The following is a 14215-nucleotide window of genomic DNA, read 5'->3' on the forward strand; positions in this document are numbered from 1 at the left end:
AAGTGGCGCTAGATAACATTTCGGCGTAAAAGCTCAATAAAACCAATCAATGTTCCCATATACAGAATTGACCAGCCTAAAAACATTCTGAGCGCATAGCCATAAGGAATGGTGGTCTGTGATTCTGATGTGTTGGCATGTGGATTCATCTCATCACCTATAAATCTGTAAATTCGATTTATTTATGGTAATTGATCTGATAAAACATTTAAAATTGAAAAAATTTATCCCCACATTCGTTTTTTATTATGGTCACAACATTTATAAGTGGATATGGGCATGATATAACTTCGCTAATTTAATGCATACATGCATACGGTTTTGATGATTTATGACTCAAGAAACACCAGCAGTAAACAACCCACCATTCAGTTTATTCTCTAAGTTCAGTCTATATAGCAAGAAATTGGCCGCAGGCCTTGAAACGATTGGTGAAGGCTTTTATCTCATCTATCGTCATGGCCTGTATAAAGATCCCAATAATCCTGTAAATACCCGTTATGTGCAGTATTTTTGCCGCCGTTTGTGTGAAGTCTTCAATATTGAGGTACAGGTTCATGGTGCCATTCCCCGTGAACCCGCACTTTGGGTCAGCAATCATATTTCATGGCTGGATGTGGCGGTACTGGGTTCAGGTGCCCGCATTTTCTTTCTGGCGAAAGCCGAGGTAGAAAAATGGCCCATTTTAGGAAATCTGGCAAAGGGTGGTGGAACCCTGTTCATTAAACGTGGTTCGGGTGACTCCATTCGGATTCGTGAGCAAATTACCGAGTTTTTAAAACAGGATATTCCCGTGCTGTTTTTCCCTGAGGCCACCACCACAGATGGCACAAAGGTTAAAAAAGTACATGGCAGATTGCTTGGAGCCGCTATTGAGGCCCAGCGACCAGTCCAGATTTGCGTGATTTGCTATGTCAACCAGAATGGTGAGCTGGACATGGTGGCCCCATTTATTGGTGAAATGACTTTTGCGGAGCATGTGCAGCGCGTTCTGGAAATGCCCAAGGTCACAGCTCACCTACTGACATTGCCCGCAGTTCCTGTAACAGGGCATACCGTGGAGACCTTGACCAGGGAAGTTGAACAGCAAATGCGTGCAGGTTTGCTGGAGTTGCAACGTAAGGTACTTAAGGTGATGCCAGATGGCACGGAGACTACATAAATCCCTCGATTGGCAGCCATGAAAGAATCTTGATGCCAGCCCTTTGCCACCATTTCATGCGTGGTTCCTTGGTATAAATAACAGGGCCTTGAGGTGTCTGACGCTGCCAGGTGATTTTCTTGTTGGCATCCAGCACCAGTTGATAGGCATACTTGCTGAGGTTCTCGTCCATTGTGGTGTGGACTGCCTGGGCAAGTGGCGGGCTGTTGAGCAGCACACCAATCTCAGTATTGAGATAGGCCGAGCGTGGGTCAAAATTAAACGACCCAATAAAAACCTGTTTTTCATCCAGTGCCATCAATTTTGCATGCAGGCTTGAACGGCTTAACCCCTTGATGCTGACCTTGGCCTTTTTCGCCAAGTCCTCGGTGTGTTTGTCCAAGTCATTTTTATCCAGCGCAGGTAAAAATTCATAGAGCTGTACACCGTGTTCCAATAAGTTCTGCCGATACTTGCCATAAAACGCATGAACCACCGCAACATCATTGGCCTTGAACGAGTTGGTCAGAACCCGAACCTTAATCCCATCCTCTGCCAAATCGGTCAGCATTTTTGCCCCTTTTTTTTCAGGAACAAAATAGGCGGAAATCAGGTCAACGTTTTTTTCAGGTTGTTCGAGATGCTGAATGAGCTGGAAATTAAGGTGTTCTTTCTTTTTTGCCTTGGACTTAATCTTGTCGGGTGAATCCTTGACCACTTCCGCCTTGACCCAATCCAGTGGAATATCCCGACTCATCAGCGAGTCAATGGCCTGAGAGTTGCTGGTTAAATCCAGATAGTTTTGTACGGTAACCCGCTTGTAGTGCTCATCAAGCTGCCGTTTTAAACTTTCATAGCTGAGATGATGGGCACTTTGCTTGACCACTTCCTGCACCTTGTAGGCATATTCATGGTTCCAGTATTCATCAAAGGAATGGGAAATATCTTTCACCGCCGTGCCAACCAGCATCACATCAACATCAGAGAACTGGTAGTTGTCACTGACATTGTAATATTGATTGGTCATGTTGCGCCCGCCAATCAGGGCAACCTGATGGTCTGCGATGAAGCTCTTGTTGTGCATGCGTCGGTTGATGCGTTTCAGGTCCAGAATCATGTCGAGCGCACGATATTTCCGAAAACGATAGGGGTTAAACAGCTTGACTTCAATATTGGGGTGCTGTGCCAATGCCAGAAAAATCCCCTCGGTTGATTTGGCGTTGTTATCATCAATCAGCAGGCGAATCTTGACCCCACGGTCTGCGGCACGAATCAGCGCATGCAGGGCCAGTGCGCCAACCTTGTCGTTGTCCCAGATGTAATACTGTAAATCCAGTGTTTTCTCCGCCTTGTCAATCAGGCGCAGGCGGGCAGCCAGGGCTTCCAGTGGTTCAAACAACACCAGATAACCCGTAAGGTCAGGATGCTGTTCCTGCAAGGGTTGAATGATTTGTGCCAGTGTGGTCTGGGCGGTGTCAACCTGCAATGTGGTTTCAGGAATGGACTCTATTTTGTGTTTGGGTAAGGTGCTGCAACCTGTTACCGTGATCGCAATACTGCAATAAATCGCAAGCATACTTTTATTGTAAGTAGTTGTACTTATTTTCGTATGTTTGTGATTTATACGGGCAAATTGCGTCATAATCGTTACTGATTAAAAGTTGGGCTTGAGTATAGCATTTCATCGAAAAATATAAATATGAGATGTGATAACTGCCCCTGAGGTGAGGTGAATGAGCTCTGCACTGTTAAATTCAGATACAGTTATTTTAGTTTTCTATCTCCTGTTTGCGGTACTTGCGCTATGGGCACTGATTCAGGCCTGGGTACATCAGGCTCGCACCGAAACCATCCATCCGTTTAAGGCATTTGTGCATTTGCTGGCTTTTTACCTGTCTTATTTGCTGGTGCCACTTTGGTTTTTTAGCCTCTATGCAGGTTGGTCAGGTTACTACACACTCCATCAAACCATTTTTGTATTCCTGCTAAGCAGTGTGTTGGTCTATGCACGTTTCATTGAACCACATCAAATTCATGTGAAATACCATCAATATCGTTTAAATCCACAGCGTGAATTTACCAAGCCTGTAAAAGTGGCATTGGTTGCGGATATGCATGTGGGACTGTTTTCAGGACATGAGCGCCAACTCAAAACCATTGTCAGAAAATTGAATCAGGAGCAGCCCGATTTTGTTGTGGTGGCGGGGGACTGGACTTATGAACCTGAAAATCGTTTGGTGCAGGAACTGGCGGTGCTAAGGGAAATACAGATGCCTGTTTATTCTGTGTCAGGTAACCATGATGAACAGTATCCAGGGCCACCAATCCAGGAACTGTTGGCAAAAGCGCTATCTGAAAATAATGTGATGGATATTGAGGGCAAGATTGTTGAGTTTGATGAATTCCGTTTGGTTGGCATCGGGGATTTGTGGGCAGGAAAAGCCAATATGCGTTTTTTACCTGAGTTGCCACAGGATAAGCCGTGGCTGATTTTATCCCATAATCCCGATACGGTGGATATGGTGCCGGAGTTGCCAAGCCATCCTTTAATGTTGTCTGGACATACACATGGTGGACAAATTGAACTGCCGTGGGTCACCAACTACATTATGAAACGGGTTTCGATTTTGGGGCACAAAAAAGGCTTTTACTCACATGAACATGCGGATGTATTTGTGACGGTGGGAACGGGGATGGTGGGCGTTCCATTTCGGTTTCGTGTACCCCCCACCATTGATATTATTGAGTTGATATAAATGAAAAAGCTGACTTGAATGAAGTCAGCTTTTTTTATGGGTTAAACCAGATTATGGAATGATAATAACCGCAACCCGACGGTTACTGGCACGGTTTTCATCAGAAGTATTTGGTACAAATGGCTGGCTTGAACCACGTCCAACCACAGTCAGGTCATTTTGTTTAAAACCTTGCTGTACAAAGATTGAGGCAACACTTTGGGCGCGTTCCTCAGATAGTTTCTGGTTGTATTCTGGATTACCAATATCATCGGTATGACCCACAATCTTTAATTTGTGTAAATCATATTTATTCAGTTGTTTCGCCAGACGGTTAATCTCTTGTGCATGCTCAGGCTTGATGTCCGCCTTGTTAAAGTCAAACAGCAAACGCTCAGGTAAACCTAGGCTCCAGCCCTCATCGGTAAGGACGAAACCCTCTTTTTTCAACATTTTGACCTGACGATATTTTAGGGGGCCAAAACTTAAACAGCCAGCCAATGTTAGGCAAAGTAATGCTATAAATGAAATTCTAATGGTGTGGGTGTACATAGCATGTCCTAAATTTCTGGTTTATAGAGAAACCAATGCGGGTTTAAATTTTTAGCTTTATACATCGCCTGATCGGCCTGCATAACCAAGTCTTCTGGATTTTCTGCAAAATGGGAGAATGCGATACCTAAGCTAAAACCAAAATGAATCAATTGGCCGTTAAAATCCAAGGGTTCCTTGCAACTTCCCAGCAAGGCTTCGGCAATTGCCTGCAAGTGGTCGGCATGGTGAATGGTATGCAAAATAATTGCAAACTCATCACCACCCAAACGGGCAATAAAGTCCTCATGTCGAACCGACTGCCCTAAGCGCGTCGCCATTTCCTTTAAAACGGCATCACCTGCGAGATGGCCATACTCATCATTAATCGCCTTAAACTTATTATTATCGATAAACAACAAGGCTGAATTGTGACGGTATTGCGGATTCTCAAAAATATTGAGTAATTCATTATAAAAGTAATGGCGATTCGGCAGACCTGTCAACTGGTCATGATGAGCCTGAAATGAAAGCTGGCGATTTTCTTTTTGAAGGTGGGTATGCCAAACTTGAATCTCTTCCAGCAACTCATTAAATACGGTATTTAAGTTTTGAAACTCTTTAATATGGTTATTCGGGAAACGTAAATTATAGGCCTTTTGGTCGCTTACCAACTGCGCAATATGTGTTAATGGCTTGATGGCCTGCATAATTTGACGGTAGGTCAGGTTCACTGACCATAATAAGGCAATCACGATAAAGATCATTGAAATGGCCAGGCCAATAATGATGGTGATGAGAAAATGCAGAATATTCTCAGAGCTACCGTAGAGCACCAATTCGCCCACTTTTTTCTTGTGATGTACAATCATCAGTCGAACTGGATCATGCAAAAACCATTTGTCCAACAAACCTTGCAGAAAAGTGGTATGGGCAATTTTCTTGGTGCTTTCTGCCAGTAACTGCTTTTGTGGATCATAGACATGAATACTACGGATTGCATGCTCAGTCGTGTAATCATCCAGTATCTGGTCAATTGCCCCCTTATCGCGGAAAACCACAGCGGGTTGAATCCGCTCAAGCACAGTTTGGCTAAGTAACTGTAGATTCTGCTTCGCATAGGTTTCCATGGTAAACATGGAGATGGTGGCAAAGGTAAATGAACAGATCACAAAGGTAATCGCAAAAATCGTAAACTGTGATTTACGGAACAGCGCATGTAATGAAGTGGATTGATATAAATTCGAAATCACTTTAACTACTCCGCATTCTTTGCCAGGATCAAGACGCGAGGGTCGATGTGAACTTTGGAATAACTTAAAGCATCCAAATTAACCTTAAAGGTAGAAAAAGTTTTTTTATTATATAAACAGAAAATACTGCCGACTTCACAGGCAGGGTTATTGGTACTCAATGACAGCAAAGAACGGGATGGATAGGCTTGAATCAAGCTTTGCTGCTGCTGAGGTATTGTTGTAGAAAAATAAGCAACATGGCACTCTGCCTTGGCAAAGTCTTTGGCTGTTACAGCCTGTACCTGATAATCATAGCTGAGCTGTTTAATACTGGTCTGGAATTGTACGGCTGCATCAGGGTTGTCAATGACACAAATGGTGGGTCGGGTTGTATTCGACCATTTACTATAACTTAATATTGTTAGGGCAAGTTCATAAAAGTTATGGTTTGAAATGGCGTAGCAAATCTGGCTCACAGTAATAGATACCGCAAGCAACATAAATCGTGCCTTTCTCGTTACGAACCGTATTTTCAATCAAAAGTGCCAAAAAGTGTGAAGCAAGATACACATTCTACTGGACTTAATTGTTTAAAAAAAGTTCTTAATCAAAAAGAAAAACTATAAAAAGTAACTATGACGTTCAAAAAGCATCCAGTTAAATAAAATAACTGAAAAAAGCACTTGCAAGGTATTTGGAATGATCTATAATGCGACTCCATCGGTGGTGCTGTTGATTGAAAGTTGTTTTAAATCAGTTACTTAAAGTGGTTTGAAATAAATTTGAGATTGATGGTTGACTTTAAAGAGATTTAGGGTAACATAGCCGACCTAGCTTGATGATGACGAATCATCGAGAAGATCATTAAGAGAATAGAAGAACAACTTGTGTGGATTTTTACTGGTTGATCGATCGATAAATTATCATTGATTAATTGGTTAAAATTTCTCGAAGTTTATTTGAGCGAATATATAAGTCAGTAATTGATGAGCCAGAATTGGCACCTTGTCTTTAATAAGGTGCAAAATGATTTTAACTGAAGAGTTTGATCATGGCTCAGATTGAACGCTGGCGGCAGGCTTAACACATGCAAGTCGAGCGGGGTGAGGTGCTTCGGTACTGATCCTAGCGGCGGACGGGTGAGTAATGCTTAGGAATCTGCCTATTAGTGGGGGACAACATTCCGAAAGGAATGCTAATACCGCATACGCCCTACGGGGGAAAGCAGGGGATCTTCGGACCTTGCGCTAATAGATGAGCCTAAGTCGGATTAGCTAGTTGGTGGGGTAAAGGCCTACCAAGGCGACGATCTGTAGCGGGTCTGAGAGGATGATCCGCCACACTGGGACTGAGACACGGCCCAGACTCCTACGGGAGGCAGCAGTGGGGAATATTGGACAATGGGGGGAACCCTGATCCAGCCATGCCGCGTGTGTGAAGAAGGCCTTTTGGTTGTAAAGCACTTTAAGCGGGGAGGAGGCTCTTGAGGATAATACCCTTGATGAGTGGACGTTACCCGCAGAATAAGCACCGGCTAACTCTGTGCCAGCAGCCGCGGTAATACAGAGGGTGCGAGCGTTAATCGGATTTACTGGGCGTAAAGCGTGCGTAGGCGGCTGAATAAGTCGGATGTGAAATCCCCGAGCTTAACTTGGGAATTGCATACGATACTGTTTGGCTAGAGTATGGGAGAGGATGGTAGAATTCCAGGTGTAGCGGTGAAATGCGTAGAGATCTGGAGGAATACCGATGGCGAAGGCAGCCATCTGGCCTAATACTGACGCTGAGGTACGAAAGCATGGGGAGCAAACAGGATTAGATACCCTGGTAGTCCATGCCGTAAACGATGTCTACTAGCCGTTGGGTCCTTTGAGGACTTAGTGGCGCAGCTAACGCGATAAGTAGACCGCCTGGGGAGTACGGTCGCAAGACTAAAACTCAAATGAATTGACGGGGGCCCGCACAAGCGGTGGAGCATGTGGTTTAATTCGATGCAACGCGAAGAACCTTACCTGGCCTTGACATACTAGAAACTTTCCAGAGATGGATTGGTGCCTTCGGGAATCTAGATACAGGTGCTGCATGGCTGTCGTCAGCTCGTGTCGTGAGATGTTGGGTTAAGTCCCGCAACGAGCGCAACCCTTTTCCTTACTTGCCAGCATTTCGGATGGGAACTTTAAGGATACTGCCAGTGACAAACTGGAGGAAGGCGGGGACGACGTCAAGTCATCATGGCCCTTACGGCCAGGGCTACACACGTGCTACAATGGTCGGTACAAAGGGTTGCTACCTAGCGATAGGATGCTAATCTCAAAAAGCCGATCGTAGTCCGGATTGGAGTCTGCAACTCGACTCCATGAAGTCGGAATCGCTAGTAATCGCGGATCAGAATGCCGCGGTGAATACGTTCCCGGGCCTTGTACACACCGCCCGTCACACCATGGGAGTTTGTTGCACCAGAAGTGGGTAGTCTAACCTTAGGGAGGACGCTCACCACGGTGTGGCCGATGACTGGGGTGAAGTCGTAACAAGGTAGCCGTAGGGGAACCTGCGGCTGGATCACCTCCTTAACGAAAGATTGGTGACTGGTAAGAATCCACAACAAGTTGTTCTTCGAAGATGTATCTGAGGGTCTGTAGCTCAGTTGGTTAGAGCACACGCTTGATAAGCGTGGGGTCACAAGTTCAAGTCTTGTCAGACCCACCACTACTGACGAAGTGATGAATAGTCACAAGCTGCTAGATGAGAAGATATATCGTTCAAGATGATAAGCTGGGGACTTAGCTTAGTTGGTAGAGCGCCTGCTTTGCACGCAGGAGGTCAGGAGTTCGACTCTCCTAGTCTCCACCACGAATTAAATGGAAACATTTAATTTAAAGCTAAATAAATTATAGAAATTAATAAATGTATAAATAAATCAAAAGAGATTTTGATTTGAGTTTATTAACTTCTGTGATTTATCACAGTTTACTACTCGCTGACGAGGCAGTAGTTAATCATTAACAGATTAGTAGAATTGAGTCTGAAATAAATTGTTCAAACTCGATTAAGTATTAAATTAACAAGTAATTGTTAAGAAGATATTTAATCTGAGAACTAGCAAAAACACTGAATCAAGCGTTTTGGTATATGAATTTAGATTGAAGCTGTACAGTGCTTAAGTGCACAGTGCGTCAAACTGAAATGTTGGTAATACTACTTGTAGGTATTAACGACTGTTTGGGGTTGTATAGTCAAGTAATTAAGTGCATGTGGTGGATGCCTTGGCAGTCAGAGGCGAAGAAAGACGTGATAGCCTGCGAAAAGCTTCGGGGAGGCGGCAAATATCCTGTGATCCGAAGATGTCTGAATGGGGGAACCCACTTACCATAAGGTAGGTATCATAAGCTGAATACATAGGCTTATGAAGCGAACGAGGGGAAGTGAAACATCTCAGTACCCTTAGGAAAAGAAATCAATTGAGATTCCCTTAGTAGCGGCGAGCGAACGGGGATCAGCCCATTAAGTGGTGTGTGTTCTAGTGGAACGCTCTGGGAAGTGCGAACGTAGAGGGTGATATTCCCGTACACGAAAGGGCACACATCATGATGACGAGTAGGGCGAGGCACGTGAAACCTTGTCTGAATATGGGGGGACCATCCTCCAAGGCTAAATACTCCTGACTGACCGATAGTGAACCAGTACCGTGAGGGAAAGGCGAAAAGAACCCCTGTGAGGGGAGTGAAATAGATCCTGAAACCGCATGCATACAAGCAGTGGGAGCCCACTTTGTTGGGTGACTGCGTACCTTTTGTATAATGGGTCAGCGACTTACATTCAGTAGCAAGGTTAACCGCATAGGGGAGCCGTAGGGAAACCGAGTCTTAATAGGGCGTATAGTTGCTGGGTGTAGACCCGAAACCAGGCGATCTATCCATGAGCAGGTTGAAGGTTGGGTAACACTAACTGGAGGACCGAACCCACTGTCGTTGAAAAGCCAGGGGATGACTTGTGGATAGGGGTGAAAGGCTAATCAAGCCTGGTGATAGCTGGTTCTCCCCGAAAGCTATTTAGGTAGCGCCTCGGACGAATACCATTGGGGGTAGAGCACTGTTTCGGCTAGGGGGTCATCCCGACTTACCAAACCGATGCAAACTCCGAATACCAATGAGTACTATCCGGGAGACAGACTGCGGGTGCTAACGTCCGTAGTCAAGAGGAAAACAATCCAGACCGCCAGCTAAGGCCCCAAAATCATAGTTAAGTGGGAAACGATGTGGGAAGGCATAGACAGCTAGGAGGTTGGCTTAGAAGCAGCCACCCTTTAAAGAAAGCGTAATAGCTCACTAGTCGAGTCGGCCTGCGCGGAAGATGTAACGGGGCTAAAACTATGTGCCGAAGCTGCGGATTTACGCATTAGCGTAAGTGGTAGGGGAGCGTTCTGTAAGCCGATGAAGGTGGATTGAGAAGTCTGCTGGAGGTATCAGAAGTGCGAATGCTGACGTGAGTAACGACAAAACGGGTGAAAAACCCGTTCGCTGAAAGACCAAGGGTTCCAGTCCAACGTTAATCGGGGCTGGGTGAGTCGACCCCTAAGGCGAGGCCGAGAGGCGTAGTCGATGGGAAATTGGTTAATATTCCAATACTTCTGTGTAATGCGATGAGAGGACGGAGAAGGTTAAGTCAGCCTGGCGTTGGTTGTCCAGGTGGAAGACAGTAGGCATGCATCTTAGGCAAATCCGGGGTGCTCCATGCTGAGAGTCGATAGCAAGCTGTACTTGTACAGTGAAGTGGCTGATACCATGCTTCCAGGAAAAGTCTCTAAGCTTCAGTTACACAGGAATCGTACCCGAAACCGACACAGGTGGTCAGGTCGAGTAGACCAAAGCGCTTGAGAGAACTCTGCTGAAGGAACTAGGCAAAATGGTACCGTAACTTCGGGAGAAGGTACGCTGCTGACGGTGATGGGACTAGCTCCCTGAGCGGTTGGCAGCCGCAGAAACCAGGCCGCTGCAACTGTTTATTAAAAACATAGCACTCTGCAAACACGAAAGTGGACGTATAGGGTGTGATGCCTGCCCGGTGCTGGAAGGTTAATTGATGGGGTTAGCGTAAGCGAAGCTCTTGATCGAAGCCCCAGTAAACGGCGGCCGTAACTATAACGGTCCTAAGGTAGCGAAATTCCTTGTCGGGTAAGTTCCGACCTGCACGAATGGCATAATGATGGCGGCGCTGTCTCCAGCAGAGGCTCAGTGAAATCGAAATCGCTGTGAAGATGCAGTGTACCCGCGGCTAGACGGAAAGACCCCGTGAACCTTTACTGCAGCTTGACATTGAACTTTGACCTTACTTGTGTAGGATAGGTGGGAGGCTTTGAAGTACGAACGCTAGTTTGTATGGAGCCGTCCTTGAAATACCACCCTGGTAATGTTGAGGTTCTAACTCTGCCCCGTAATCCGGGGCGAGGACCATGTCTGGTGGGTAGTTTGACTGGGGCGGTCTCCTCCTAAAGAGTAACGGAGGAGTACGAAGGTGCGCTCAGCGTGGTCGGAAATCACGCGTAGAGTATAAAGGCAAAAGCGCGCTTAACTGCGAGACCCACAAGTCGAGCAGGTACGAAAGTAGGTCTTAGTGATCCGGTGGTTCTGTATGGAAGGGCCATCGCTCAACGGATAAAAGGTACTCTGGGGATAACAGGCTGATACCGCCCAAGAGTTCATATCGACGGCGGTGTTTGGCACCTCGATGTCGGCTCATCTCATCCTGGGGCTGAAGCAGGTCCCAAGGGTATGGCTGTTCGCCATTTAAAGAGGTACGCGAGCTGGGTTTAGAACGTCGTGAGACAGTTCGGTCCCTATCTACCGTGGGCGCTGGAAATTTGAGAGGATCTGCTCCTAGTACGAGAGGACCAGAGTGGACGAACCTCTGGTGTACCGGTTGTGACGCCAGTCGCATCGCCGGGTAGCTATGTTCGGAAGGGATAACCGCTGAAAGCATCTAAGCGGGAAGCCTACCTCAAGATAAGATTTCCCTAGGACTTTATGTCCTCTAAAGAGCCGTTCGAGACCAGGACGTTGATAGGTTGGGTGTGGAAGCACGGTGACGTGTGAAGCTGACCAATACTAATTGCTCGTGAGGCTTGACTATACAACACCCAAACAGTTGTATATAAAGCATCAACTTAAATGATTAAACCAAAGTAAAACTTGATTTAGTGCAGAAACTAGTTAAACTACGAACACTAAAACAGACTCAACAGCTAATCCGTTAAACTCTTCGGTACTAAGTGGCAGAATGTAAGACCACCGAAAGCCAAAACAGTTTGCTGGCGACAATAGCAGGAGTGAACCACCTGATCCCTTCCCGAACTCAGAAGTGAAACCTCCCCGCGCTGATGGTAGTGTGGCGTTTGCCATGTGAGAGTAAGTCATCGCCAGCTTTTAAATTGAAAACCTCCCAACCAATGTTGGGAGGTTTTTTTATTTCTATTTTAACTCAAGTATTTATCTTAAAATCAAGCAGGAATGAGAATTATAAAATCAAAGTTTCCTTGTCTTGGTATTTATTGAACAATAATTTTTGCAATATAAATAACAAAAAAATTTAAATATTTTTTTGCCAAATAGTTCACTTTCTTTGACGATAAAAGTGGTATTACGAATTGATAAAATATATTATTTCGAGTAAATTTTTGTACAAAAGTCTTAAGTCTATTGTAAGGCTACTATATTAAATAAGATGGATATTACTGATATGGCATATTTGAAAAATTTAAAGAAAATTGGGGTAAATACTACGGTATTAACAACTTCCCTTGCTCTTGCTGCCTGTGGAGGAGGTGGTGGTGGGTATTATGGGAATACAAACTCTAATACAAACACAAATACAAATAATCCTAATGATTCAGGCACTGTAAAAGAAGTTGCAGGAGTTACAATTCAATTAAGTAAAAGTACTTTAAAAGCCACAGGAGATACCGTTGAAATTATTGCAAAAGCAGTAGACAAAGATGGTGGAGGGGTTTCAGGAAAAGAAATTAATTTAAATATTAAAGATAGTGCTACTAATGGAGCTACAAGTGATGCTTCTACAAAAACAACAGGTGATGATGGTACAGTTAAATTTACAGTTACCCTTGATGGTTCAAATAAAGCGCTGACGGAGTTACTATTTACCACTACAATTGTGGGTACAAAAATTCAAAATCAAAGTAAAGCAACGGTTACAGGTGCTGGAACAGTTGTTCAGAGTCAATATGAACTAAAGTTTGATGATATTACACCTTTACAAGTATCTGGTGGTGAAGCGGCTGTACGTGTTCGTGTGTTAGACAATAATGGTGGTGGTGTTCCGAATGAGAATGTATCACTTACAGTAAAAGATTTTAAGAGTAATAATATATCAATTAAAGGTGCCTCTAGTGCAGTAACTGATAATGAAGGTTATGTTGTATTCACTCTGGTACTACCTAAAGGTAAAGAAGCTGATCGAGCAGCATTAATTGCATCAGGTATTGCACTTGAAGCGACTTTGACAGAACAATCTGGAGCTATTAAAACCCAAATTTCTACAGCTCAAGTCATTTCAGTTAAGAATACTATGAGTAGTTTGTCATTGTCTACCTCAGCAAATAATAAGATAGATGCGATTGGTGGTACAATTAACGTAGAGGTTATTGCAAAAAACCCTGAGGGCTTGGTTGTTGCAGGTAAGGATATTACTTTAAAGCTGGATGATGCAGCCGTTGAATATGGAGCAAAATTAGCGAATGCCACTGTAAAAACAGATGAAAATGGTAAGGCTATTTTTACAATTAAAACTGAAGCAAATAGTTTAAATCCAACTGGTCAATTGTTGGTGAATAATGGGATCAATATTACAGCAACTTCAGCGGATGGTACTGTTTCATCTCAGGTCAGTAAGATAACCGTTGTTTCTGTAGCAACGGAAGATGTATCTTATTTGATGGCGATTGGTTCAAATACAATTGATGTCGATAATGGTGAAGCAACTGTTACAGTCACTGCTAAAGATGCAAAAGGTGGAACTGTTGCAAATAAACAAATTAATTTAACTGTGCCAAACAGTCAAAATAATGGGCTGACGATTACAAATGGTTCTAAAATAACAACTAATGCAAATGGTCAGGCGGTTTTTACTTTAAAATTCAATAAGGCTAGTGTTTCTACTAATGAGTTGAATAATTTACTTGCAAATGGCGTAACTGTTGTTGCAAGTTATAGCACCGTTAATAGTAATACATTAACTCAAACAACCAGAATTAATTTTACTAATAAAAATGCAGTATTGGAAAAAGATGTACAACGTTTAGAGCTAACTCCAACGAAAGGTGTTGTCTCAGCAAAAAATGATACCGTTCAAGTTAAAGTCCGTGCGATTAGTGCTGATGGTAGTTTTGTTGCAAATAAACTGGTTTCACTGGGTTTAGCACCAACAGTTACTGAAAATGGTGTGTCAGTCGGTGGTGATAAAGCAGTAGTTAAACAAACAGATGCTAGTGGTTATGCAATATTTACCTTAAATGTGATGCCTTTAATCAGCAATCTATTGATAATTTAGTAAAATCAGGTATT

The 14215-nt window shown here is 44.0% G+C and carries 8 protein-coding genes, 2 tRNA genes and 3 rRNA genes; 8 read left to right on the forward strand and 5 right to left on the reverse strand.

The window, feature by feature from the left end:
* Window positions 1–8: 8 nt before the first annotated feature.
* Window positions 9–149, reverse strand: coding sequence for a hypothetical protein (locus QLH32_RS13530; protein ID WP_267980598.1), 141 nt, complete (start codon window positions 147–149; stop codon window positions 9–11).
* 182 nt (window positions 150–331) lie between these two features.
* Here QLH32_RS13530 and QLH32_RS13535 point away from each other — a divergent pair, with 182 nt between their 5' ends.
* Window positions 332–1162 carry a lysophospholipid acyltransferase family protein gene (locus QLH32_RS13535; protein ID WP_279958552.1) on the forward strand — a complete coding sequence of 277 codons (831 nt, stop codon included), beginning with the start codon at window positions 332–334 and terminating at the stop codon, window positions 1160–1162.
* Here the strand turns inward: QLH32_RS13535 and QLH32_RS13540 are convergent.
* Window positions 1155–2717: a phospholipase D family protein gene (locus QLH32_RS13540; protein ID WP_432442285.1), complete on the reverse strand. Its 1563-nt coding sequence runs from the start codon at window positions 2715–2717 to the stop codon at window positions 1155–1157. The two genes, QLH32_RS13535 and QLH32_RS13540, sit on opposite strands and share 8 nt — an antisense overlap.
* A 157-nt stretch (window positions 2718–2874) precedes the next feature.
* Between QLH32_RS13540 and QLH32_RS13545 the strand changes: the two genes are divergently transcribed.
* A complete protein-coding gene (locus tag QLH32_RS13545) occupies window positions 2875–3897 on the forward strand; it encodes a metallophosphoesterase (RefSeq protein WP_432442286.1) in 1023 nt (340 codons plus the stop codon).
* A 51-nt stretch (window positions 3898–3948) separates the two neighbouring features.
* Here the strand turns inward: QLH32_RS13545 and yfiB are convergent, their stop codons facing one another.
* Genes yfiB through yfiR form a run of 3 tightly spaced genes read right to left on the reverse strand, consistent with a single transcriptional unit; the run spans window position 3949 to window position 6142 of the window.
* Window positions 3949–4428 (reverse strand): outer membrane lipoprotein YfiB, encoded by a 480-nt coding sequence (gene yfiB / locus QLH32_RS13550; RefSeq protein WP_283266618.1) that lies wholly within the window; start codon window positions 4426–4428, stop codon window positions 3949–3951.
* Window positions 4429–4436: 8 nt separating this feature from the next.
* Complete coding sequence (dgcN, locus tag QLH32_RS13555) at window positions 4437–5660, reverse strand: diguanylate cyclase DgcN/YfiN (RefSeq protein ID WP_283266619.1); 1224 nt, start codon at window positions 5658–5660, stop codon at window positions 4437–4439.
* A 5-nt stretch (window positions 5661–5665) separates the two neighbouring features.
* A complete protein-coding gene (gene yfiR / locus QLH32_RS13560) occupies window positions 5666–6142 on the reverse strand; it encodes a regulatory sequestration protein YfiR (RefSeq protein WP_411956087.1) in 477 nt (158 codons plus the stop codon).
* Between the two features lie 533 nt (window positions 6143–6675).
* Between yfiR and QLH32_RS13565 the strand changes: the two genes are divergently transcribed.
* The 6 genes from QLH32_RS13565 to QLH32_RS13590 all read left to right on the forward strand — a co-directional run bounded on the left by QLH32_RS13565 (window position 6676) and on the right by QLH32_RS13590 (window position 14201).
* Window positions 6676–8212, forward strand: a 16S ribosomal RNA gene (locus QLH32_RS13565).
* 59 nt (window positions 8213–8271) lie between these two features.
* A tRNA-Ile gene (locus QLH32_RS13570) sits at window positions 8272–8348 on the forward strand.
* A 68-nt stretch (window positions 8349–8416) separates the two neighbouring features.
* Window positions 8417–8492: transfer RNA gene (locus tag QLH32_RS13575), tRNA-Ala, on the forward strand.
* 381 nt (window positions 8493–8873) lie between these two features.
* Window positions 8874–11768: ribosomal RNA gene (locus tag QLH32_RS13580) — 23S ribosomal RNA — on the forward strand.
* A 177-nt stretch (window positions 11769–11945) separates the two neighbouring features.
* A 5S ribosomal RNA gene (gene rrf, locus QLH32_RS13585) occupies window positions 11946–12060 on the forward strand.
* Together the 16S, 23S and 5S rRNA genes with 2 tRNA genes alongside form the textbook arrangement of a ribosomal RNA operon.
* 299 nt (window positions 12061–12359) lie before the next feature.
* On the forward strand, window positions 12360–14201 hold the full coding sequence (locus tag QLH32_RS13590; protein WP_283266620.1) for an Ig-like domain-containing protein: 1842 nt from the start codon (window positions 12360–12362) through the stop codon (window positions 14199–14201).
* Window positions 14202–14215: the final 14 nt, after the last annotated feature.

This window comes from Acinetobacter corruptisaponis, assembly GCF_030053775.1.
GTDB lineage: Bacteria > Pseudomonadota > Gammaproteobacteria > Pseudomonadales > Moraxellaceae > Acinetobacter > Acinetobacter corruptisaponis.